Source organism: Rhizobium giardinii bv. giardinii H152, from assembly GCF_000379605.1.
Lineage (GTDB): Bacteria > Pseudomonadota > Alphaproteobacteria > Rhizobiales > Rhizobiaceae > Pararhizobium > Pararhizobium giardinii.
Window position 1 is genome coordinate 78342 of the sequence record NZ_KB902668.1, and the last position, 23737, is coordinate 102078.

The following is a 23737-nucleotide window of genomic DNA, read 5'->3' on the forward strand; positions in this document are numbered from 1 at the left end:
CCTTCCTAAAAGCATGAAATCCTGTTTTTGTGGCGGTGGCGAAGCAAGGGCGGTGCGTATGCGCAGAAGATTGTTGTGGCTTGCGGGCTCGGTGTCGGTTGCCGTGGCGGCGATTGCCGGCTGGCTTGTCGTCATGCCGCCAGAACTGCTGCGCGTCGGCGACAGCTATGCCGCCAAGATTGTCTGCTCCAGTGTTTTCCTGGCCGGCCGCGACGCCGATGAGGTGCTGGCCGAGGACGTCCAGGCGCCCGGGCATCCGCTCCTGCGCCTCGTGCGCATATCGGTCGATGAAACCCGCAAGGCGGTGACAGCCCGCATGTTCGGCTTTGCCGCTCCCGGCCATGCGATCTACCGCGAGGGTCTCGGATGCACCAACGTCACTGAAGGTGAGTTCGCCGCATTTCCGGGCAACCGGCAGCTTCGCCGCAGGCCGCCGCAATCCGATGAGGGCAAACCCTGGCCCGACGGCAGCGGTGCGAACGTCAATCCCGCGGTGCAGACGCTGCTGACCGATCCGCAGCTTGCCGGGCCCGGCATGCGCGCTATCGTCGTCGTCAAGGACGGGAGAATCGTTGCCGAACGCTATGGCGAGGGTTTCAACAGCGCTACGCCGCTGCTTGGCTGGTCGATCACCAAGTCGGTAACGGCGGCGCTGGTCGGCTTGCGCATCAGGGAAGGGCAGATGGCGCTTGATCGTACGGAGTTGCTGCCGCAATGGCGAAACGACCCGCGCAGCCAGATAAAGCTCGGCGATCTTCTGGCTATGCAGAGCGGACTTCAGTTCAACGAGGATTATGGCGATGTGACCGACGTCACCCGGATGCTGTTTCTCGAGGGCGACATGGCGAATTTCTCGGCTTCGAAACCGCTCGAGGCGCAGCCAGGCGAGCGCTTCAACTATTCCAGCGGCACGTCGACTATTCTTTCGCGGCTCTGGATGGACAGCTTCGACAGTATCCGCGAGGCGCTCACCTTTCCGCGCGCGGCGCTGTTCCGGCCGCTCGGCATGACGAGCGCGGTGCTGGAGCCGGATGCGCACGGCACGTTCGTTGGCTCCTCCTACATGTACGCCTCGGCACGGGACTGGGCCCGGTTCGCTCTCTTCCTGTTGCAGAACGGCAGCTGGAAAGGCGAGCAGATCCTGCCGCCGGATTTTGTCACGTTCATGCGTACGCCCACGAAGGCATCAAACGGGCGCTATGGCGCAGGACATGTCTGGACGAAGTTCGGCAAGGATGGCGGCCCGCCATTGCCTGCGGATGCCTACTGGCTGCAGGGGCATGACGGGCAGACCGTGATGCTTTCCCCGTCGCTTGGGCTTGCCGTGGTTCGTCTCGGGCTCACGCCAGCGAGCCTGGGCTATGACGTGCGTATGCTGGAGGCAAAAGTCGTTGAGGCGGTCAATTGAGCGCCCCTGAAGAAATCCGGCGACTTCGGCCAGCTTAAGAGGCTTACTTCATGCCCAGCGTTTCAAGCAGGCCCTTGCGCTTGGCGTGGTAATAATAGCCGCTGGCATAGAGCTTGACGGCGCCGTCGTTCTGGTTGTCGGCCACCATCCAGGCGCCGGCCAGATACTTCGTCGCATATTTCAGGTTGGTCTCGGCATCGAACAGGCCTTCAGGCGGACCTTCGTAACCGAGGCCCTTGGCCGTGTTGTAGCGGATCTGCATCAGGCCGTAATTGCCGGCATTATAGGCGCGCGGATTATAGGTGCTTTCGCGCTTCACGACGCGATGAACCAGCTCCTCCGGAATATTGTTGAGCTTCGCATAATAGGCGATCAGGCGGTCGAGTTCAGGACGCGAACTGGTCGGCTTTTCCGCGCCGGTCAGCGACGCCAGCATCTCCTTGGCACCGCCCAGTGCCGCCGCCGCGATCGACGGTTTTTGCACCGGCACGATCATGCGCTTGGCGACCAAGGTCTCGAGACCAACCGGTTCGCCGGTGTCGAAATCCGATTCCATCGCGGCCATCATCATGCCTTCGGGAATCTGCGGCGACAGGGCAGTGGCGGTGGCGGTCTGGTCCGCGGTCGCCGGGACCATGGCCATTGCCGTCTGCGGCAGCGCCGATGGGGTCGCGGCCTGCGCCGTCACCTGCGGGGTGACCAGCGGATTTGCCGTCGGGACGGCGACGGCCATCCGGGTGGCAGCCGGAACGCCTTCATTGCTCGCGCCGACCGGTGTTGCGGCCGGATTCTCGCCGGGCTTCATCATCGCGGTCTCGGCCGCAAGCGCCGCGGCCGTCGCGGTCGCTGCGCCGTCGGGGGTCGGCAGAGCGTAAGCCGTCATTTCCGTTCCGGGCTTCGGCAGTGGCGTCACCGTCTGCACCGCCATCAGTTGCTCCATCGGGGTTCGCTCGACGCTAGAGCATCCGCCAACGAGGGTCACCGAGGCCAGAGCACAGGCCGCAACAGCCGGTTTTGAAACGGAAAAACGGAAATTTGGCATGCTGTCGCTTTCGTGCTGTCAGGCCCCGCAGCCCCCTGCAAATCAGCAGCCAAGAGCCGCCATCTATGAATCTTCATTAACTCATGGGGCAGGGAACCGCAAGCACGGGACGCCGTTTCAGGCGCCGGCACGCCGCAGGCCAGCCGTCAGAAGGCCGGCGCCGATCAACAGCGAGCCGCCGGCGCGGTTGACGATGGTCTGAACTTTCGGCTTTCGAATCGTGCTGCGGGCGGCCGAAGCCATCAGCGCATAGGCCGTTGCATTGATCGCCGCGAGCACCAGAAATGTCGATTCGAAGATCAGCATCTGGCTGAACAGCGGACGGCCGAGATCAAGGAACTGCGGCAGGAAGGCGACGAAGAAGACGATGCTTTTCGGGTTCAGCGCCGTGACCACATAGGTGTGCAGGAAAATCCGCAACGGTTTCTCGGCCGGCACTGTCATCGTCCCGTCAGTGGTTTCGGTCGCGATCGGCGTGCGCCACAGCTTGATGCCGAGCCAGACGAGATAGGCGGCACCCACCCATTTCAGAACGGTAAAGATCGCCGCCGACGTTGCCAGCAGTGCGCCGAGGCCGAGCATGGAGGCGGTCATCGCCGTGAAATCACCGAGAGCGACGCCGGCAACCGTGGCGCGTGCAATCTTGCGTCCGTGTCCGAGCGCGTAGGAGATCACCAGGAGAATGGTCGGGCCGGGGATAGCGAGCAGGATGGCCGAGGCGGCGGCGAAGGCCAGCCAGTGTTCGATCGACATGAAAAAGGCTCCGTCTGGACGTGGCGTTCCATCGAGGAAGCCATGCGCAAACGGAGCCGTCAATAGGCATTTCCAACCGGCGAATCAGGCCGCCGGAGACCATTTCTGGCCGATGACATCCATCACTTCGCCGAACCACTTGACCGAGGTGTCGAAATGCTTGCCGCCGCGGATGCGCGGGAATTCGATTGTCCGCAGCCTGCCGCCCTGATCCTCGTCGTGACCGGTGACGCCGGAAACCTTGTTCAGCGCGCTTTCGACGGCAAGATCGACCATGCCCTGGATAAGACGCAGGTCATCGCCGTTGGCCGGTGCCGAGCGCGCGTAGTAGCCGGATTTCTGCACCATCGAGCGTTCGGCGCCAAGCAGGGCCGCGAACTGCTTGGAGAACCAGCCCCCGACATTGATCGTGTCGATCTTCACATGGCCAAAGGCGTCGCGCTTGATTGCCTCGCCGGCAGCCTCGCGCTCGGCAACGACGGCGTCAAGGCATGCGCCTTCGCTGACGAACAGGGTGACGAAGCCCGCCTTGTCCATCGTGGCGCGCAGACGCGACGCCTCGGCTTCGAGGTTGAAGGCGGTTTCGGGCAGGTAGAGCCCGTCGATGTTCTTCATCTTGGCGTTCATCATGAAGCCGTCGACGAACTCCTTGTCGTCGGTCATCTGGATGTAGGCACGGGCGGTGGCGGCGGTCAGCCAGCCGCAGTGACGACCCATGACTTCATGCACGACGAGGGTGCGCGGAGCAGCACTCTGCTCGTTGCTGACATGGTCGAAGAACTTCGCGCCGTATTCTGCGGCTGTCCAGGCACCGAGCGACTGGCGGATCGGCACCACGTCGTTGTCGACCGTCTTGGGCAGACCGACGACGGTGAGGTCGTAGCCATTGGCGCCGAGGTAGGCGGCGAGATCGGCTGCCGTCGTATTTGTGTCGTCGCCGCCGATCGTATGCAGAATGGTGATTCCATCAGCAGCAAGCTGCTCGGCAGCAACCCGCAGGGGGTTCTGGCCGTCCTTGACGAGGCCGCGCTTGACGCAGTCCGCGGCATTGGTGAGCTTCACGCGGCTGTTGCCGATCGGCGAGCCGCCATGGCGGTGCAGGATAGGGGCCTTCTCGCGCATGTCGCGGGTGATTTCGATCCGGTCGGCAAGAAGCAGACCCTGATAACCGGAACGATAGGCAACCAGCTCGATATCCGGCGCGATGTCGGTGTAACGTTCGATCAGGCCACCGACGGCGGAGGACAGGCAGGGGGCGAGGCCGCCTGCGGTCAGCATTGCAACTTTCTGTTTGGGCATGGATGTCTCCTCGGGATTTCGGCAAGATCGTTCGAGGTCTCTCTAGCGCAAATCCCGTGGAAGTTAAATGACATCCCGTCACTGAGGCAGAGGCGCAGGCTTATCCGATGCGCGCCTTGCGCCCGAGCGCCAGACCTGCATGCGACGGCCACCCACCTGATGGAAATAGTGAGGTGCCATCACAAATTCGTCATCTGGGCCGATTCGGCGGGTTCCATGCCTTGCAATCTGCGTCAACATCTGTTCAAGCTGCTCCATAAGCCGCCCGCCTATTGCGGCCGCACCGCTGTGTCTGCCTCTTCGCACTCGTCCATGGGCGCTTTGCCCGTGCTGCCGCTCCCGAAAGCAATGTGGATCAGCAATGATGGGAAAGAACGTGCCTATGTCACTTTGGGATCGCATCCTCAGCATCGTCACCGCGGCGGGCAACGCGCTTGCCGGCGTGGTCGAGGCGGTCCGGACGCTGTTTGAAGGTGACCCGGAGACGCGCCGCAAGGTGGCTTTTTCGGTCGCCATGATCGCACTGTCCGCCAAGATGGCAAAGGCCGACGGCGTTGTGACAGAGGCCGAAGTGTCCGCCTTCCGGGATATCTTCAAATTTCCGAACGATCAGGCGCAAAACGTTGCGCGGCTCTACAATCTTGCGCGCCAGGACGTCGCCGGTTACGAGGCCTATGCGGAAAAGATGGCGTCGCTCTGCGTTTCCTGCGAGCAGCATTGTCCGGTGCTGGAAGATATCATCGACGGGCTTTTCCATATCGCCAAGTCGGATGGCGCCCTGCACGAAAAGGAGATCGTGTTCCTGAGGCGCGTCGGTGAAATCTTCGGCATGGACGAAGAGCAGTTCCAGGAAATCCTGGCGCGACATGTTCATCCGTCCGGTGCCAATCCTTACGAAGTGCTCGGCGTCTCGCCGAAGGACGACTTTTCGATCATCCGCACGCGCTACCGCGTGCTCGTCTCGGAGAATCATCCGGACATGCTGGTTGCGCGCGGCGTGCCGGAAGAATTGCACGCGATCGCCAATGATCGCATGGCGGCTCTCAATGCCGCCTATGAGGCGATCGAGAAAGAACGCCGCGCTGCATGACGCACTTCGCCTGTGACTATGCGGCCGCGCGCGCCGTGCCATCGCCCAACCATGGCGAAAGGGCAGGCGGCCTGAAACCGGACATGATCATCCTGCACTACACCGGCATGGAGACGGCGGCTGCCGCGCTCGACTGGCTCTGTCGTGAGGAAAGCCAGGTTTCCTGCCACTATTTCGTCCATGAGGATGGGCGAATCGATCAGCTCGTTACCGAGGATCGTCGCGCCTGGCACGCCGGCAAGAGCGTCTGGAAGGGCGAGACAGACATCAATTCCCGTTCGATCGGCATCGAAATCGCCAATGCCGGTCACCTCGGCGGACTGCCGGATTTCCCCCCGGCGCAGATCGAAGCGGTCGCCGAATTGTGTCGGGACTGTGGCAATCGCTGGTCTATCGCCCCTGAACGGGTGCTTGCGCACAGCGATGTGGCTCCCATTCGCAAGGTGGATCCGGGAGAAAAATTTCCCTGGGAAGTGCTCCATTCGCGGGGCGTCGGCCACTGGGTTGCGCCAGCTCCGATCGGCGGCGGACGATTTTTCCAAAAGGGCGATCAGGGCCAGCCAGTCGAAGCGGTTCAGACGATGCTGTCGCTCTATGGCTACGGAATTGAAGTGACAGGCATTTTTTGCGAGACGACGGAGGGGGCGGTTGCCGCCTTCCAGCGCCATTTTCGCCGGGCCCGGGTCGACGGCATCGCCGATATTTCGACACTCGATACACTCCACAGGCTCCTGTCCGCGCTGCCGAATTTCAGCCGCTGAGCGGACTTGCCGAGGCGGTTTTTGAAGACCCGCCTGGAGCCCTCCTGTTACAAAATTTGTGCACTGCCACATGATCGTCAAGATGCCGGGGTCTTTTGCGGCCGTACCGAATTGCAGGTGATTTCGAGGCGCATCGCCTCTTCCTGCTGATGACGAAGATCGGAATGCAAGACGGCAGGGCGGGGTGCGCCCAGATGCTGCTGTGCCCGAAAGTGGAGATTTCAAGCTAAATGAGACTATCGCATCTTGCTGCGACTGCGGCATGCTTCTGCATGCTCTTTTCCGGGGTTGAAACGTCATATGCCGAGGGCATAGACAAGACCATCACTTCCTCCATCACGCCAGCCACGAGAACCACGGGTTATCCTGCGCCGGGCGCCTCCCTCGAGACGACGACCTATAGCGGCCTCATCCAGGTCTATGCAAAGCAATACGGCGTTCCGGTCGATCTCGCCCACGCGGTCGTCAAGGTCGAAAGCAACTTCAATCCCAAGGCACGCGGCAGCGCCGGTGAAATCGGCCTGATGCAGATCAAACCGGCGACGGCCCGGATGATGGGTTATACCGGGGGCAAGGGTGGCCTGTTCGATCCAGAGACGAACATCAAGTTCGGTATGAAATACCTGGCCATGGCGCATGAACTGTCCGGCGGTTTCACCTGCGGCACGATCCTGCGCTACAATGCCGGTCACGGCGCCACGAAGATGAATCCGGTGTCGCGCCGTTATTGCGGCAAGGTCCAGAGCATCATCAACTAATATTAAGCGCTTCGGATGTCGGACCAGGTTTTGAGTACCGACATTTTTGAAGTTCGCAGATGCCAGCCGGCAAGTGCCATGCTATCTCCGTCGGATCGTTTTCAAGGACGGCAGGAATGGCGAGAACTTTCGATTTCATCATTGTTGGCAAGGGCATGATGGGCGCGGCCGCCGCCCGCCATCTGGCCCGCAGCGGCGCCAGGATTGCGCTGATTGGACCGGACGAACCGGAAACCTGGCAGAGCCACGACGGTGTGTTCGGCAGCCACTACGACAACGGTCGCATTACGCGCACGATCGATCCCGATCCCGTGTGGGCCCTTTTGGCCCGGCGGTCCATCGAGCGTTACGCCGAGATCGAAAACGAGAGCGGCGTCGACTTCTACAGCGAAACCGGTTGCCTGATCGCGGCCCCGCTGCCGGGTGGCGAGGACGGCTATCTCGACAAGGTCATCTCCGCCCGCGACCGCCTCGGCGTCGACGCACCGTTCGTCGAGGAACGGGATCTTGCCGATCAATTCCCCTGGTTCCGTTTTCCTGTCGGTTACGGCGGCGTGTTCGAACCCCGCAATGCCGGGCATATCAACCCGCGGGCGCTGGTACGGGCGCAGGTGGCTCTTGCCGAAAGGGCCGGCGTCACGATCGATCGTTCGGAAGTCGTCTCGGTCGAGGAGACCGCGCAAGCCGTCGTGGTCGGCACCGCGCGGGGCGCATCGTATACCTGCGGCCGCGTGCTCATTGCGGCTGGCGGGTTTTCGATTTCCAGACAATTATTTTCCCGGCCGCTCGATCTTGTGGTCAAGGCCCGGACGGTTCTGTTTGCCGAGGTGGCAGACGACGATCTGCCCCGGTTTGCCGGAATGCCATCTCTGATAGGGTCCTCGCCGCGGCAGGACGAGAGCTATTACCTGCTGCCGCCGATCCGCTACCCCGATGGCAAGTCCTACATCAAGATCGGTGGCGATCCGAGCGACATCAATCTTGGCAGCGAGGGTGAGGTGCGGGCCTGGTTCCGTCGCGGCGCAAATCAGGCAGCAGCCGACCATATGGCAGGCTTGCTGTCTCGTGCCATGCCTACTTTCAGGCCGGTATCGCTCAAGTGGAGCCCTTGCGTTACGACCTTCACCCGTCACGGTTACCCCTATATCGGCTTTTCCGGATCGGATCGCATCGCCGTCTTGACTGGCGGCAATGGCATGGCGGCAAAAAGCTCGGACGAGATCGGGCGGCTCGGGGCGTTGCTGCTCGAGAACGGCCAGTTGGAAACGTCGGAATACCAGACGGATTTTTTGGTCTGCTACCGGTAGAAATGTGGGCGGCGAGGCCTTATTTTCTTTTGCCTATGGCAATTGGCGGATGCGTCGGCTATGCACCGCCTGCCAGTTGGCCGGGCAGCCGCTCTCCGCTAGGGCCGAAAGGCTGCGGGGGGAGGAAAGTCCGGGCTCCACGGAAAAACGGTGCCGGATAACGTCCGGCGGGGGCGACCCCAGGGAAAGTGCCACAGAGAGGATACCGCCTGCTTCCCAGCAGGTAAGGGTGAAAGGGTGGGGTAAGAGCCCACCGCGCGCATGGCAACATGGGTGGCAAGGCAAACCCCACCGGGAGCAAGACCGAATAGGGATGACGTGGACCGCGCAAGCGATCCGGCCTTTTCCGGGCCAGTCATCCGGGTGGGTTGCAGGAGGCAGCGCGCAAGCGTTGTCCCAGATGAATGGCTGCCACGTTCCGGCTTTCGGGCCGGGGCCATACAGAACCCGGCTTATAGGCCAACTGGCAAATTCTCCTTTTTCCTGATCCCGGCGATCGCGATTTCAGAAATCGCGTATCCGCTTGAATGATTATTATTTTTATATATTGCTAAGATTTAAAATAATCATTTTTCCGGCGGCGATTCGACAGTGAATCCAAAGCGTTGAGGTGGCTGTTGTAACCATTTGTTAAACTTAACGGTCTATCAATATTTGCTGACGACGCGTGCTGAAATAGAGCAAATCCCATTGACGCCCATATGGTCCCATGTTATCCCAATCATGCACAAAACACGGGCTGATTCAGGCCGATTCACCGCAAGTCTCGGGACCTCCCTTCGGAGGGTTTTCGAACGGGCATGTCGCCCGCTGGTGGAGTGTTGTGCCTTGTTTTGAGGGTGTGTGCGGGCCGTTGGGGCTTGCACGTTTAGCGGAAACGGCAGTATCGCGTCATGAACCGCTTCCTGTCGCATGCGACAAACCGGATCGATGCAAAGGGGCGGGTTTCCGTTCCTTCGATGTTTCGCTCTGTTCTGTCGGCGCTCGATATTCGGGAGCTTTATTGCTTTCAGGATTTCGTCTTTCCGGCTATCAGCGCCGGCGGTCCGGAATTGCTGGACCGTTTCGAAAGGCAGATCGGCGGCGAGGATCCGTTTTCGCCGCAGGCCAATCAGATGTCGCTCTTGATTCATGGGGGCGGGGTCTTCATGAAGCTCGACCAGGAAGGCCGATTGATGGTTACGGATTTCATCCGCGACTTCACTGGCATCACCACGGAGGTAACCTTCGTGGGGCGGGCGGATCATTTTCAGTTGTGGGCGCCGCAAGTGTTTCTGGAACGCCAGGCGGCGGCGCGGGAAGAACGCAGGTTGCGAGGTCAGCGTTCGGACTAGAGTGGAGAGGCGGAATGATGGCGGATCAAGGCGAAGGCTTACCCGATGCCGATGCCGATGGCGGACCGGTCCGCCACATTCCGGTTCTTCTCCCAGAGGTGCTTGCGAGCCTCGATCTCACTCCCGGCAAGATCATTCTCGATGGTACCTTTGGTGCTGGTGGTTACACCTCGGCCATTCTGGCGGCCGGTGCCGATGTGATCGCGCTCGATCGCGATCCGGCGGCCATTCAGGGCGGGCAGTCGCTGGTTGAGGCCAGCAAAGGTCATCTCACCCTTATTCATTCGCGGTTCTCCGATCTTGCGCGTTATGCTCCCGAAGGCGGGCTCGACGGTGTCGTGCTCGATATCGGTGTTTCCTCCATGCAGATCGACGAGGCCGAGCGTGGCTTCTCCTTCCAGAGGCGCGGTCCGCTCGACATGCGCATGTCGTCGGACGGGGTTTCCGCGGCAGACGTCGTCAACCGGGCGAAAGTTTCGGACCTCACGCGCATCTTCGGCTTCCTCGGCGAGGAGCCGCAGTCGGGCCGCATCGCCCGCGCCATCGAAAAGCGCCGGCTTGAAGAGCCTTTCGTCACGACGCGGGATCTTGCGGGGCTGATCGAGATCGTTACGCCGCGCAAGGCGAAGGACAAGATTCATCCTGCCACGCGCGTCTTCCAGGCGCTGCGCATCTTCGTCAACGACGAACTCGGCGAGCTTGCCAGGGCGCTGTTTGCGGCTGAGCGCGTGCTGAAGCCCGGCGGGCGGCTGACCGTCGTCACCTTCCACTCGCTGGAAGACCGGATCGTCAAGAAATTCTTCCAGGATCGCGCCGGCAAGGCCTCCGGTTCCCGTCACATGCCGCTGGTGCATGAGCGTGCGGCAACCTTCGCACCAGTTGGCAAGTCTATGGTGGCGGCCAGTGAAGACGAAGCGTCCAGCAACCCGCGCGCCCGGTCCGCCAAGATGCGGGTTGGCGCCCGCACCGATGCCCCGCCTCAGGCAGATGATCTGTCCATATTCGATTTGCCGAACCTGGCGAGCCTTGGAAAGATTGGGGGTTGAGACATGTTGCGTACCTTTGACATCGTCCTGATCGTCGTCATGACGGCCGCAGCGACCGTCACCTACACGATCAAGCACCAGGCGGAAAACAAGCTTGAAGAAGTGCGCAAGCTCGAGGCCGGGATCAAGCTCGAGGAAGACACGATCGACCTGCTGCGTGCCGACTGGGCTCTGCTCACCCAGCCCAATCGCCTTGAAAAGCTGGTGACCGTCTATCAGCAGGACCTGCAGCTCGCGCCGACCGCCTCGACCCAGCTTGCCCGTCCCGAAGAACTGCCGATGCTGAAGGCCGATCTGCCGCCGCCGCAGGACGTTCTCGAAGTCATGGGGCTGGCCAAAAGCAAGTCGAAGAAGCCGGCAGCAAAGACGGATAACATTGAAACAGGTTCGGTGGCGCGCTGATGTCTTTTCTTTCCCGCATCATGGTCGTCAAGAGCAAGGCCCATTTCTCCGCCGGCGGCAACAATCATCCAGGCGATCTCAGCATCCCGTTCCAGGGAACCCGCAAGAAGAGCAGCAATCAGGCCAGAAGCCGTGTCGCGATCGTCATCGTCAGCTTCGCGGCAGTCTACTGCGTCATCGGCGGCCGCCTCGTGCAGTACGGTCTGGCGAAGCCGGACACGGTTTCCAGCATCGGCCGCGCCGACAACCTGATGGCCTCGCGCCCGGATATTCTCGACCGCAACGGTGAGATCCTGGCAACCGACATCCGCACGGTCTCGCTCTATGCCGAGCCGCACAAGATCGTCGATGCCGACGAGGCGGTCGAGCAACTGTCAACCGTCCTGCCCAATCTCAACGTCGCGGAAATCTACAACAAGCTGAAATCCAAATCGCGGTTCCAGTGGCTGCGCCGCCAGCTCACGCCGAAACAGCAGAGTGAAATCCTGGCGCTCGGCATTCCCGGCATCGGCTTTCGGCCGGAAAAGCGCCGCTTCTATCCGGGTGGCGCCACAGCCTCGCATATCGTCGGCCACGTCAATGTCGACAACCGCGGCATCGCCGGCATGGAGCGATGGATCGACAATCAGGGGCTGGCCGATCTTGCCGCCATCGGCATGACCAGCGATGCGAAACTCGAGCCGGTCAAGCTCTCAATCGACCTGCGTGTGCAGAACATCCTGCGCGATGTCGTCGTCGATGCCATGGGTAAGTTCAAGTCGCTGGCCGCAGGCGGCGTGGTGATGGATGTGAAGACCGGCGAAATTCTCGCCATGGTGTCCTATCCCGATTATGATCCGAACAAGCCCGCCGATGGCGCCAAGGAAGGCTGGATGAACCGCATGTCGAACGGCACGTTCGAGATGGGGTCGACCTTCAAGTCGTTTACGACCGCGATGGCGCTCGATTCCGGAAAGGTGACGTTGAAGGATAGCTTCGATGCCCGCTTCCCCATTCGCATCGGCGGCTTCACCATCAAGGATTTCCACGGCAAGCATCGCGTTCTGACCGTGCCGGAAATCTTCCAGTATTCATCCAATATCGGAACGGCCAAGATGGCCGATATCGTTGGCATCGCCGGTCACAAGGAGTTCCTGACCAGGATAGGCCTGCTTTCCAAGATGCAGACCGAACTGCCCGAAGTGAAGACGCCGAGCCAACCGCGCGAATGGAAGAAGATCAACTCGATCACCATCTCCTTCGGTCACGGCGTCTCCACGACGCCTTTGCAGACCGCAGTGGCGGGTGCCGCCCTGTTGAACGGCGGCCATCTCATCGAACCGACCTTCCTGCCGCGCACGGCGCAGGAGGCAGAGGCCGCCTCGACGACCGTCATCAAGAAATCGACCAGCGACGATATGCGCTTCCTGTTCCGCTGGAACGCCGTCAATGGCTCCGGCAAGAATGCGCGCGTGCCGGGCTACAATGTCGGCGGCAAGACCGGGACCGCAGACAAGGTTGTGAACGGCCGGTATTCGAACGCGGCCAATTTCAACGCCTTTCTGGCCGGCTTCCCGATTGATGATCCGCGTTACGTGGTTCTGACCTTCATCGACGAGCCGAAAACCGACAAGGGCAATGGCGCAGCACTTGCAGGCAACACCGCAGCCCCGATGGTTCGCGACATCATCAGCCGCTCTGCGCCGCTTCTCGGCGTCGAGCCGAAGTTCGGTGAAGACGGTTCTGCCTTGCTTGTGTCTTATTGACCATGGAATGACAACGCGGAGGATTCGCCGCCCGGCGGGTCGGTATAACTGAAAAGTGCATCCATGAAGATCAAAGAGCTGATCGGGAAGGATTTCCCGGAAATTGCCGCGCAGTTGAACGCCGCCGCCGGCGATATCGACATTGCCGCCATCACCGCCGATAGCCGGCAGGTCGTTCCCGGGGCGCTGTTCGTGGCGCTCTCGGGTAGCAAGGCGGACGGCAAGGCCTTCATCGATGACGCGATAGCGCGCGGCGCCGCAGCCGTGGTCGCAGGCGCTAAACTCTCGAATGATGCCTCAATACCGGTTTTTGCCGCCTCGGCGCCTCGCCGCGTGCTTGCGCTTGCCGCCGCAAATTTCTACGGGCGCCAGCCGCAGACGATGGTGGCGGTAACCGGGACGGCCGGAAAGACGTCGGTCGCCTCGTTCACCCGCCAGATCTGGGCCCATTGCGGCCACGCGGCGGCCATGATCGGCACCACGGGCGTCATCGCGCCCGGCCGCAACGATTACGGCTCGCTGACGACACCGGATCCGGTGTCCTTGCACAAGCTGCTCGCGGAACTGGCCGATGCCGGCGTCACCCACGCGGCCATGGAAGCATCGAGCCACGGGCTCGACCAGAGCCGTCTCGACGGGGTGCGCCTTGCCGCCGCCGGTTTCACCAATCTCGGCCGCGACCACATGGACTACCATCCGACCGTCGAGGACTACATGGCCGCCAAGATGCGGCTGTTCGACGGTGTGCTGCCGAAAGGATCGCCGGCGGTGATCTTCGCCGACGACGCCTGGTCGGCGGCGGCGATCACGGCAGCCAGGGCGGCCGGCCACGAGGTTCTGACCGTCGGGCGCAAGGGCGACTATCTGAGCCTGAAGCGCGTCGAGCATTTCCGCCACAAGCAGATCGCCGAGGTTCACGTCGGCGATGAGATTTTCGAGGTGCACGTACCGCTGGCCGGCGACTTCCAGGTCTCCAATGCGCTCGTTGCCGCCGGTCTCGCCATGGCGACCGGTGTCGATGCCAGGGCGGCGATGGCGGCGCTCGAACAGCTTCAGGGCGCTTCGGGCCGTCTCGAACTGGTCGGCCATACCAGGGATGGCGCGCTCGCCTATGTCGACTACGCCCACAAGCCGGATGCGCTGGAAAACGTCCTGACATCCGTCCGTCCGTTCACGACCGGACGTATCATCCTGGTCTTCGGCTGCGGCGGAGACCGAGACAAGGGCAAGCGGCCGATCATGGGCGAAATTGCAACGCGGCTTGCCGACGTGGTGATCGTCACCGACGATAATCCTCGCTCGGAAGTTCCCGCAACCATTCGCAGCGAAATCATGGCGGAGGCCAGGGGCGCCACCGAAATCGGCGACCGCGCGGAAGCGATCAGGGCTGCCGTCGCCATGTTGACATCCGGCGATACGCTCATTGTCGCCGGCAAGGGGCATGAGGAAGGGCAGACGATCGGCTCCGTTACCCTGCCTTTCTCCGACCATGCCGAGCTCCGAAAAGCATTGGGAGGTCAATGATTTGAGCTTTCTCTGGACAGTAAGCGACCTGATGGCGGCCATGCACGGCCGCCCGATGGGGAACCTGCCTGAAGGCATCACCGGCATCTCGATCGACAGCCGCTCCATCGCCAAGGGCGAAGCTTTCTTTGCGATCAAGGGCGACCGGGTCGATGGCCACGACTATGCCGGGATCGCGATCGCCAATGGCGCAGCGCTGCTCGTCGTCAGCGAAGCAAAACTGCCGGCGCTCGGGCGGCTGACCGCGCCGATGATCGTCGTCGACGACGTGCTGGAGGCCATGGTGCGGCTCGGCTGTGCGGCGCGCGACCGCAGTGCCGCCAAGATCATCGCCGTCACCGGTTCCGTCGGCAAGACCACGACCAAGGAGATGCTGCGTCACGTACTCTCGCCGTCGGGCCGCGTGCATGCATCGGTCGCCTCGTTCAACAATCACTGGGGCGTGCCGCTGACCCTGTCGCGCATGCCGGAAAACACCGATTTCGGCATCTTCGAGATCGGCATGAACCACGTCGATGAAATCCGGCCGCTGGTCAATATGGTCCGTCCGCATGTGGCGATCATCACCACGATCGCGGCGGCCCATCTCGGCAATTTCAAGGATCTCGGCGAGATCGCCTCTGCCAAGGCGGAGATCATGGAAGGCCTCGTTGACGACGGCCACGTGATCCTCAACCGCGATAACGAGCAGTTTGACACGCTGGAAAAAGCGGCAACCGCTCTGGGCGTTGCCCACGTGCACAGCTTCGGGAGCAGCGCGAAGGCCGATTTCCGCATGGTGGAGTTTGCAGGGGGGGCGGAAGGGGCGGTGCTCTGGGCGGCGATCGGCGGCAGGACGCTGGAGATCCAGCTGGGCGCGCCGGGCCGCCATATTGCGGAGAACGCCTTGGCGGCGATCGGCGCTGCGGCTCTCGTCGGGGCGGATGTGGATGCCGCGGTTGCGGCTCTTGCGACTTTGCAGCCGGAGAAGGGGCGGGGCGCAAGGTACCGCCTGCCGATCGGATCGGGTTCCTTCGTGCTGATCGACGAAAGCTACAACGCCAATCCGGCATCGATGCGCGCCGCGATCGCGCTCCTCAAGGATACCGAACTGCCCGAAGGCGGGCGCCGTATCGCCATTCTCGGCGACATGCTGGAAATGGGCGAATTCGCGGGCAGGGTTCACGCCGAGCTTGCTGTGCCGCTGGTCGAAGCCGATATCCGCGACGTTTGGCTTGCCGGACCGGAGATGGCGCATTTGCGCGATGCGCTGCCTGAGGATGTTCATGTCGAATACCGTGAAACGGTCGATGAGCTGAAGCAATTTGCGCTCGGCTCGATCGCGGCCGGCGACGTGGTGATGATCAAGTCGTCGAAGGGGACCGGTTGCGGCAGGATCGTTGCGGCTTTGCTTGAGAAATATCCGCCTTCATCCGGGACGGGGCACGCCGAATAAGGCTGGGACAAGGCTTTTGCGGCGCTGTTCCCTGCTGACACTTTTGATACTTCGCAGCTATTCTTCCATTCGGTGATTCTGATGGATGACACCTGCAACGAACCTTTGGGGAAAGGTCCCTTATGCTCATCTGGCTTGTCGAACTGGCGGACCATTTTCAATTCTTCAACCTCTTCCGGTACATCACCTTCCGTACCGGCGCCGCCCTGTTCACATCGGCAATCATCGTCTTCCTGTTCGGACCACGGATGATCTCGTCGCTGCGCGTCCGCCAGGGCAAAGGCCAGCCGATCCGCGCCGATGGGCCGCAGACGCATTTCAAGAAGGCCGGCACGCCGACCATGGGCGGCCTGATGATCCTCGCCGGCATCGTCTGCAGTTCGCTGCTCTGGGCCGATCTGTCCAGCGTCTACGTGGTTTCGACTTTGCTCGTGACGCTCGGTTTCGGCGCCATCGGATTTTATGACGATTATCTCAAGGTGACGAAGCAGTCGGACAAGGGCTTCTCCGGCAAGGCTCGTCTGGGTATCGAATTCGTCATCGCCGCCATTGCCGTCTTCTTCATGATGCGGACCGCATTGTCCGCGGGAACGAGCGGCTCGACCTTCGGCTCGTCGCTGACATTCCCGTTCCTCAAGGACTTCACCCTCAATCTCGGCTATTTCTTCATCCTGTTCGGCGGTTTCGTCATCGTCGGCGCCGGCAATGCGGTCAACCTGACCGATGGCCTCGACGGGCTTGCCATCGTGCCGGTGATGATTGCCGCCGCCTCCTTCGGCGTTATCGCCTACCTTGCCGGTAACGCGGTGTTTGCAAACTACCTGCAGATCCATTTCGTCCCCGGCACCGGTGAACTCGCCGTCATCCTCGGCGCCGTCATCGGCGCAGGTCTCGGGTTCCTCTGGTTCAATGCGCCGCCGGCGGCGATCTTCATGGGCGATACCGGTTCGCTCGCTTTGGGCGGTCTGATCGGCACGGTCGCCGTCGCCACCAAGCATGAGATCGTCATGATCATCATCGGCGGCCTGTTCGTCATCGAAACCCTGTCGGTGATCATCCAGGTCTTCTGGTTCAAGCGCACCGGCAAACGCGTCTTCCTGATGGCGCCGATCCACCATCATTTCGAGAAAAAGGGCTGGACCGAAAGCCAGGTCGTCATCCGCTTCTGGATCATCGCGGTCATCCTCGCGATGGTCGGCCTCGCGACCCTGAAGCTGAGGTGAAGGCCGATGATCCCGGTCACGACATTCCAGGGTAAGCAGGTCGCGCTTTTTGGCCTCGGCGGCTCCGGCCTGGCGACGGCGCAGGCGCTGGTCGCCGGTGGCGCCAAGGTGACGGCCTGGGACGATAACCCCGATAGCGTTGCCAAGGCGATTGCCGAGGGTGTGGGTACCGGTGATCTGCGACAGGCGGACTGGAGCGCCTTTTCCGCCTTCGTTTTGTCGCCGGGCGTTCCGCTCACCCATCCGAAGCCGCACTGGACCGTCGATCTTGCCCATGCAGCCGGCGTCGAGATCATCGGCGATGTCGAACTCTTCGTGCGCGAACGGCGCGCCCATGCCCCGGACTGCGCGTTCATCGCCATTACCGGGACCAATGGCAAGTCCACCACGACAGCGCTGATTGCCCATATCCTGAAGACGAGCGGGCGTGATACGCAACTCGGCGGCAATATCGGCACGGCTGTTTTGACGCTCGATCCACCCAGGAGCGGCCGTTTCTATGTCGTCGAATGCTCGTCCTACCAGATCGACCTTGCGCCGACGATCAATCCGTCCGCGGGCATCCTGCTCAACCTGACGCCCGATCATCTCGACCGGCACGGCACGATGCAGAATTATGCCGATATCAAGGAACGCCTTGTTGCCGGGAGCGAGGTTGCCGTTGTCGGCGTCGATGACGGCTTTTCCAGTCTGATCGCCGACCGCGTCGAGCGCGCCGGCACGAAAGTCGTGCGGATTTCGCGGCATCACGTGCTGGCGGATGGTCTCTATGCCGAGGGCAGCCGGATCGTGCAGGCCGTTTCCGGAGCAACCAGCCTGTTTGTCGATCTCGATGGCATCCAGACGCTGCGCGGCGGTCATAATGCCCAGAACGCGGCGGCTGCAATTGCCGCCTGCCTTGCCGTCGGCGTTTCGCTGGCAGACATCGTCAAGGGGCTCTCCTCCTTCCCTGGCCTCAAGCACCGCATGCAGCCGGTCGGTCGCAAGGGGCAGGTGGTTTTCGTCAACGACAGCAAGGCGACCAATGCGGATGCGGCAGCGCCCGCCTTGTCGAGCTATGAGCGGATCTACTGGATCGCCGGCGGTGTGCCCAAGGAAGGCGGGATCACGACACTGTCGCCGTTCTTCCCGAAGATCGCCAAGGCTTACCTGATCGGCGAGGCTGCGCCCGCTTTCGCCGCGACACTGGGTGAGGCGGTACCCTTCGAGATTTCCGGGACCTTGGAGCAGGCCGTGGCCCATGCCGCAGCCGACGCCGCGAAGGACGAAGCGGGGCCATCCGCCGTCATGCTCTCCCCGGCTTGCGCAAGTTTCGACCAGTATAAGAACTTCGAGGTCAGGGGCGATGCTTTCGTCGGCCATGTGGCTGCGATCGACGGCGTGACGATGCTGATATGAGGCCGCACCTTGCGGATTATGAGGGCCGATAGCCCTGATGAAGACGGATTGGCGCCGGACGCGCCGTTGAAGGGGACGAAGAGATGGTAAGCCGTGCCGAACGTGGCCCCGTGGCCGACTGGTTCTGGACGATCGACAGGTTCTTCCTGGCGACCTTCATTCTGTTGATGGGGATCGGCTTCATGCTGTCCTTCGCCGCAAGCCCGGCGGTGGCCGAGCGGCTCAATCTCGACAGCTTCCACTTCGTCAAGAGGCACGCCGCGTTCCTTCTGCCGTCGCTTGCGGTGATGATCGGCATCTCCTTCCTCTCGCCGCGGCAGGTGCGCCGGACGGCGATGATCCTGCTCCTCGTCTCGCTTGCCCTCATGGTGCTTGCCTTGTTCTTCGGTGCCGAGGTCAAGGGATCCCGTCGCTGGATTTCGCTGGCTGGCCTGTCGATCCAGCCGTCCGAATTCATGAAGCCGGCCTTCGTCGTCGTCTGTGCCTGGCTGTTTTCAGAGCATGCGCGCCAGCCGGAAATTCCAGGCAATCTGTTCGCCATCCTGCTTTACGGCATCGTCGTCGCTCTGCTCGTGGCGCAACCAGACCTTGGCCAGACGATCCTGACGACGGCCGTGTGGGGCGGCATGTTCTTCATGGCGGGCATGCCATGGCTCTGGATCGTCGTGCTCGGCGGCTCGGCGGTCGGGGGGCTGGTGGTCGCCTATACGATTTTGCCGCACGTGGCTGGTCGTATCGACCGGTTTCTGACCGGCGAGGGCGACACATTCCAGGTCGATACGGCGCGCGAGGCGATCATTCGCGGCGACTGGCTGGGGCAAGGCCCCGGCGAAGGCGTCGTCAAGCGGATCATCCCGGACAGCCATACCGACTTCATCTTCTCGGTCGCGGCGGAAGAGTTCGGCATCATCTTCTGCATGGTCATCGTGCTGATCTTCGCCTTCCTCGTCATGCGCGGTCTTTCCCATGCCTTCCGTGAACGCAACGATTTCACCCGCTTCGCCGTTGCCGGCCTCGTGCTGCAGATCGGCATCCAGTCGATGATCAATATCGGCGTCAACCTGGAGCTCCTGCCGGCCAAGGGCATGACCCTGCCGTTGATCTCCTATGGCGGTTCCTCCATGGTGGCGATCTGCGTGACGGCGGGCTTCATCCTGGCGCTGACCCGCCATCGCCCGGAAAAACGTGCCGTCGAGCGCAGCCTGTTCCGCTCGGGCATGGGCGTTCCGGCGGAGTAAGGACTGACCATGAGTAAAGGCATCATCATGCTTGCCGCCGGCGGCACCGGCGGCCACCTGTTTCCTGCGGAAGCGCTGGCGCACGAGTTGAAGGCGCTCGGCTATTCCGTCCATCTGGTGACGGACAGCCGGGCGGAGCGCTATGCGGGAAAATTCCCGGCCGATGAAATCCATGTCGTGCCCTCGGCGACGATCGGCTCGAAGAATCCCCTGAAGGTCGCTGGCTCGCTGTGGACGCTCTGGTCCGGCATGCGTATCGCGCGCCGATTGATGGCAAAGGTGCGGCCGAAGGTCGTCGTCGGTTTCGGCGGCTATCCGACGATTCCGCCACTGCTGGCCGCAACCGGCATGGGCATTCCCTCGATGATCCACGAGCAGAATGCGGTCATGGGCCGGGCGAACAAGGCACTCGCCAAACGCGTCAAGGCAATTGCCGGCGGTTTTCTGCCGGAAACGAATGGCCCTTATGCCGCAAAGACCGTGACGACGGGAAATCCTGTTCGGCCGGCGGTATTGGAAGCGGCCAAGGTGCCGTATCAACCGTCGGGTGAAGGCGAAGAATTCCGCCTCGTCGTCTTCGGTGGCAGCCAGGGCGCGCAGTATTTTTCCAAGAGCGTGCCGACGGCAATCAGCCTGCTCGACGACAGCCTGCGGGCGCGGCTTCGCGTCACCCAGCAGGCCCGCGCCGAAGACATGCCCATGGTCGAAGGCTGCATTGCCAAGCTTGAGATGAGCGCGGACATTGCACCGTTCTTTACCGACATGGCGGAGCGGATCGCCAAGGCTCACTTGGTCATCTGCCGGTCGGGCGCTTCCACGGTGTCGGAGATAGCCGTGATCGGACGTCCGGCGATCCTGGTGCCTTATCCTTACGCGCTTGATCATGATCAGGCGGCCAATGCGGCCGCACTTGCGGCGACCGGCGGTGCCAAGGTGATCGCCCAGGCAGAGCTTTCGGCCGAAAAACTGAGCCGTATCCTGACGGAAGCCATGAACAACCCCGCCAAGCTCGCAGGCATGGCCGCAAGCGCCAAACAGGCGGGCAAACCGGATGCCGCACGCTTGCTTGCCGCCATGGTTGAAGCTATTGCCAGCGGTTCGACGATTGCACAGTTCAAGGAAACACGCTCATGAAAATGCCGCAGACGATCGGCCTGGTTCATTTCATCGGTATCGGCGGCATCGGTATGAGCGGTATTGCCGAGGTGCTGCATAATCTCGGCCACAGGGTGCAGGGTTCCGATCAGTCCGACAGCGCCAATGTCCAGCGCCTGCGTGACAAGGGTATCGAGGTCTTCGTCGGCCACAAGGCGGAAAACATCGGCGACGCCGAAGTCGTCGTCGTCTCGACCGCCATCAAGAAGAGCAATCCTGAACTGATCGCCGCGCGCGAAAAACTGCTGCCAGTGGTGCGTCGCGCCGAAATGCTCGCCGAACTGATGCGCTTCCGCAATGCGATCGCGATCGGCGGAACCCACGGCAAGACCACCACGACGTCGATGGTTGCATCGCTTCTCGAAGCCGGCGGGCTCGACCCGACGGTTATCAACGGCGGCATCATCAACGCCTACGGCACCAATGCCCGCATGGGCGAGGGCGAGTGGATGGTGGTGGAGGCCGATGAATCCGACGGCACCTTCCTGAAGCTTCCCGCCGATATCGCCGTCGTCACCAATATCGATCCGGAGCATCTCGATCACTACGGCAATTTCGATGCCGTGCGTGCCGCTTTCCGCCAGTTCGTCGAGAACGTGCCCTTCTACGGCTTCGGCGTCATGTGCCTCGATCATCCAGAGGTGCAGACCATGGTTTCGAAGATAGAGGATCGCAAGGTCATCACCTATGGCGAAAACCCGCAGGCTGACGTGCGCTATTCCAATATCCGCATGGATGGGGCGACGTCGATCTTTGACGTGGAAATCCGCCGCCGCCGCACAGGCCAGGTCATCAAATTGCCGGATCTGCGGCTGCCGATGCCGGGCCGTCACAACGTCTCCAACGCCACCGCTGCGATCGCCGTTGCCCAACGCCTTGGCATCAAGCCCGACGATATCGCCAAGGGTCTTGCTGCCTTCAGCGGTGTGAAACGGCGCTTCACCTTTACCGGCGAGTGGAACGATGTGCGCGTCTATGACGACTACGGCCATCATCCCGTCGAGATCAAGGCGGTCCTGAAGGCCGCCCGCGAGGCCTGCAAGGGCCGCGTCATTGCCGTGCACCAGCCGCATCGTTTCTCGCGGCTGCACAGCCTCTTTGAGGACTTTGCCGCCTGCTTCAACGATGCCGATACAGTGCTGCTTGCGCCTGTCTATTCCGCAGGCGAGGATCCGATCGAAGGGGTCAATTCGCCGGAACTCGTCTCCCGCATCAAGGCCGGCGGTCACCGCGATGCGCGCTTCATCGAAGGCCCTGACGCGATCGCGCCGATCGTCTCCGCCATTGCGCAACCGGGTGACTTTGTGGTTCTCTTGGGGGCTGGCAGCATCACTTACTGGGCTGCCGCCCTTCCGAAGGAACTCGCAGGTATTTCAGGAAATTCCGCATGAAACAGGTTGATGGTACAAAGCTGCTAGCCTCTCTCGGGGACAGCGTAAACCAACTGCGCGGGCGCCTGACGCCGGATGCGCCGATGGACCGCGTCACCTGGTTCCGTGCAGGCGGCCTTGCCGAACTGATGTTCCAACCGCATGACACCGATGATCTCGTCACCTTTCTGAAGCTGCTGCCGGACGAAGTGCCCGTCATGGTCGCAGGCGTAGGCTCGAACCTGCTCGTCCGCGACGGTGGCATAAAGGGCGTCGTCATTCGCCTTTCGGCCAAAGGGTTTGGTGATGTGGAGCTTGTCTCCGAGACCCGCGTGAAAGCGGGCGCGATCTGCCCGGACAAGAATCTCGCGGCCATGACGCTCGATCATGGCATTGGCGGTTTTCATTTCTACTACGGCATTCCCGGCTCGATCGGCGGTGCGCTGCGCATGAATGCCGGCGCCAACGGCGGCGAGACGCGCGACCGCGTGGTGGAGGTTCACGCGGTCGACCGCCGCGGCAACAGGCACGTGCTCACCAACGACGACATGGGCTATACCTACCGGCACTCTGCCGCCGCGAACGATCTGATCTTCACGCACGCGGTTTTCGAGGGTTATCTCGAAGACAAGGCCAAGATTCGCGCCGACATGGATGCCGTGCGCCAGCACCGCGAGACGGTTCAGCCAATCCGCGAAAAAACCGGAGGCTCCACCTTCAAGAACCCGGACGGCCATTCCGCCTGGAAGCTTATCGACGAAGCCGGCTGCCGTGGTTTGATGATCGGCGGCGCGCAGATGTCGCCGATGCATTGCAACTTCATGATCAATACGGGCCAGGCGAGCGGTTACGACCTTGAATATCTCGGCGAAACCGTGCGCCAGCGCGTTTATGAGACCTCGGGCGTCACGCTCGAATGGGAGATCAAGCGCATCGGCACTTTCATGCCGGGCTACGAGGTGAGGGAATTTCTCGGTCAACTGACGGCCTGAACCAACCTTTGGACGAAGAGAGACCGCCGCGGACCGATTCGCGGCGGTCTTTCGTTTTTGGGGCGGCTTCGCGGCGAATGGCTATGGCGAGCACTCGCCAGGCGGCTATTCGCTGACCGCGGCGCTGGTCATCGAGGTGCTGCTCACTGCTTTCTTCCTCTTCATCATCCTTGGTGCCACGAGCGGCCGCGTCCCGGCAGGCTTTGCGCCGATCGCCATCGGCCTGACGTTGACATTGATCCACCTGATCTCGATTCCGGTCACCAACACGTCGGTTAATCCGGCGCGGTCGAAGGGGCAGGCGCTCTTTGTCGGCGGCTGGGCGCTGCAGCAGCTGTGGCTGTTCTGGCTTGCTCCGATCATCGGAGCAGCAATCGGCGGCATCGCCTGGAAGGCTGTCGGCGAAGGCGAGTGACAGCTCGCAATCCCGACTTTGATCGTCTGCAGGGAGGCTTCG

The 23737-nt window shown here is 61.9% G+C and carries 20 protein-coding genes, 1 other RNA gene and 1 pseudogene; 19 read left to right on the top strand and 3 right to left on the bottom strand.

Annotation, left to right across the window (positions count from 1 at the left end):
- Nucleotides 1–58 precede the first annotated feature (58 nt).
- Nucleotides 59–1408: a serine hydrolase domain-containing protein gene (locus tag A3AY_RS0114935; RefSeq protein WP_026203462.1), complete on the top strand. Its 1350-nt coding sequence runs from the start codon at nt 59–61 to the stop codon at nt 1406–1408.
- Nucleotides 1409–1451: 43 nt separating this feature from the next.
- On the opposite strand, the gene A3AY_RS0114940 is transcribed toward A3AY_RS0114935, so the two are convergent.
- The 3 genes from A3AY_RS0114940 to A3AY_RS0114950 form a co-directional block, all read right to left on the bottom strand.
- Complete coding sequence (locus A3AY_RS0114940) at nt 1452–2450, bottom strand: lytic transglycosylase domain-containing protein (protein ID WP_026203463.1); 999 nt, start codon at nt 2448–2450, stop codon at nt 1452–1454.
- 117 nt (nt 2451–2567) lie between these two features.
- Nucleotides 2568–3203 (bottom strand): LysE family translocator, encoded by a 636-nt coding sequence (locus tag A3AY_RS0114945; protein ID WP_026203464.1) that lies wholly within the window; start codon nt 3201–3203, stop codon nt 2568–2570.
- 84 nt (nt 3204–3287) lie between these two features.
- Nucleotides 3288–4502 (bottom strand): pyrophosphate--fructose-6-phosphate 1-phosphotransferase, encoded by a 1215-nt coding sequence (locus tag A3AY_RS0114950; protein WP_018326465.1) that lies wholly within the window; start codon nt 4500–4502, stop codon nt 3288–3290.
- 382 nt (nt 4503–4884) lie between these two features.
- Between A3AY_RS0114950 and A3AY_RS0114955 the strand changes: the two genes are divergently transcribed.
- The 18 genes and pseudogenes from A3AY_RS0114955 to A3AY_RS35365 form a co-directional block, all read left to right on the top strand.
- Nucleotides 4885–5592: a J domain-containing protein gene (locus A3AY_RS0114955; protein WP_018326466.1), complete on the top strand. Its 708-nt coding sequence runs from the start codon at nt 4885–4887 to the stop codon at nt 5590–5592.
- Complete coding sequence (locus tag A3AY_RS0114960) at nt 5589–6353, top strand: N-acetylmuramoyl-L-alanine amidase (protein ID WP_018326467.1); 765 nt, start codon at nt 5589–5591, stop codon at nt 6351–6353. Before A3AY_RS0114955 ends, A3AY_RS0114960 begins: the two co-directional genes overlap by 4 nt.
- Nucleotides 6354–6583: 230 nt before the next feature.
- Complete coding sequence (locus A3AY_RS0114970) at nt 6584–7111, top strand: lytic transglycosylase domain-containing protein (protein ID WP_018326469.1); 528 nt, start codon at nt 6584–6586, stop codon at nt 7109–7111.
- A gap of 116 nt (nt 7112–7227) precedes the next feature.
- Nucleotides 7228–8418, top strand: coding sequence for an NAD(P)/FAD-dependent oxidoreductase (locus A3AY_RS0114975; protein WP_018326470.1), 1191 nt, complete (start codon nt 7228–7230; stop codon nt 8416–8418).
- 72 nt (nt 8419–8490) lie between these two features.
- Nucleotides 8491–8889, top strand: an RNA gene (gene rnpB / locus A3AY_RS37070) — RNase P RNA component class A.
- 422 nt (nt 8890–9311) lie between these two features.
- The gene (gene mraZ, locus A3AY_RS0114980; protein ID WP_018326471.1) at nt 9312–9752 is read left to right on the top strand and encodes a division/cell wall cluster transcriptional repressor MraZ; all 441 of its coding nucleotides are present in this window, start codon (nt 9312–9314) and stop codon (nt 9750–9752) included.
- Between the two features lie 14 nt (nt 9753–9766).
- Complete coding sequence (gene rsmH / locus A3AY_RS0114985) at nt 9767–10798, top strand: 16S rRNA (cytosine(1402)-N(4))-methyltransferase RsmH (protein WP_018326472.1); 1032 nt, start codon at nt 9767–9769, stop codon at nt 10796–10798.
- Between the two features lie 3 nt (nt 10799–10801).
- A complete protein-coding gene (gene ftsL / locus A3AY_RS0114990) occupies nt 10802–11200 on the top strand; it encodes a cell division protein FtsL (RefSeq protein ID WP_018326473.1) in 399 nt (132 codons plus the stop codon).
- The gene (locus A3AY_RS0114995; RefSeq protein ID WP_018326474.1) at nt 11200–12945 is read left to right on the top strand and encodes a peptidoglycan D,D-transpeptidase FtsI family protein; all 1746 of its coding nucleotides are present in this window, start codon (nt 11200–11202) and stop codon (nt 12943–12945) included. Before ftsL ends, A3AY_RS0114995 begins: the two co-directional genes overlap by 1 nt.
- Nucleotides 12946–13008: 63 nt before the next feature.
- Nucleotides 13009–14469, top strand: a complete 1461-nt coding sequence (locus A3AY_RS0115000; protein WP_018326475.1) for a UDP-N-acetylmuramoyl-L-alanyl-D-glutamate--2,6-diaminopimelate ligase — start codon at nt 13009–13011, stop codon at nt 14467–14469.
- A 1-nt stretch (nt 14470) separates the two neighbouring features.
- Nucleotides 14471–15904: a UDP-N-acetylmuramoylalanyl-D-glutamyl-2,6-diaminopimelate--D-alanyl-D-alanine ligase gene (locus A3AY_RS0115005; RefSeq protein ID WP_026203465.1), complete on the top strand. Its 1434-nt coding sequence runs from the start codon at nt 14471–14473 to the stop codon at nt 15902–15904.
- A 122-nt stretch (nt 15905–16026) separates the two neighbouring features.
- On the top strand, nt 16027–17127 hold the full coding sequence (mraY, locus tag A3AY_RS0115010) for a phospho-N-acetylmuramoyl-pentapeptide-transferase (RefSeq protein ID WP_018326477.1): 1101 nt from the start codon (nt 16027–16029) through the stop codon (nt 17125–17127).
- A 6-nt stretch (nt 17128–17133) separates the two neighbouring features.
- Complete coding sequence (murD, locus tag A3AY_RS0115015; RefSeq protein WP_018326478.1) at nt 17134–18525, top strand: UDP-N-acetylmuramoyl-L-alanine--D-glutamate ligase; 1392 nt, start codon at nt 17134–17136, stop codon at nt 18523–18525.
- An 83-nt stretch (nt 18526–18608) separates the two neighbouring features.
- Nucleotides 18609–19763: a putative lipid II flippase FtsW gene (gene ftsW / locus A3AY_RS0115020; RefSeq protein WP_018326479.1), complete on the top strand. Its 1155-nt coding sequence runs from the start codon at nt 18609–18611 to the stop codon at nt 19761–19763.
- 9 nt (nt 19764–19772) lie between these two features.
- The gene (murG, locus tag A3AY_RS0115025; RefSeq protein ID WP_018326480.1) at nt 19773–20897 is read left to right on the top strand and encodes an undecaprenyldiphospho-muramoylpentapeptide beta-N-acetylglucosaminyltransferase; all 1125 of its coding nucleotides are present in this window, start codon (nt 19773–19775) and stop codon (nt 20895–20897) included.
- Nucleotides 20894–22309: a UDP-N-acetylmuramate--L-alanine ligase gene (gene murC / locus A3AY_RS0115030; protein WP_018326481.1), complete on the top strand. Its 1416-nt coding sequence runs from the start codon at nt 20894–20896 to the stop codon at nt 22307–22309. Before murG ends, murC begins: the two co-directional genes overlap by 4 nt.
- Complete coding sequence (gene murB, locus A3AY_RS0115035; RefSeq protein ID WP_018326482.1) at nt 22306–23280, top strand: UDP-N-acetylmuramate dehydrogenase; 975 nt, start codon at nt 22306–22308, stop codon at nt 23278–23280. Before murC ends, murB begins: the two co-directional genes overlap by 4 nt.
- 61 nt (nt 23281–23341) lie before the next feature.
- Nucleotides 23342–23695 (top strand): annotated as a pseudogene (locus A3AY_RS35365) (aquaporin); the annotation flags it as partial.
- Between the last annotated feature and the right edge of the window lie 42 nt (nt 23696–23737).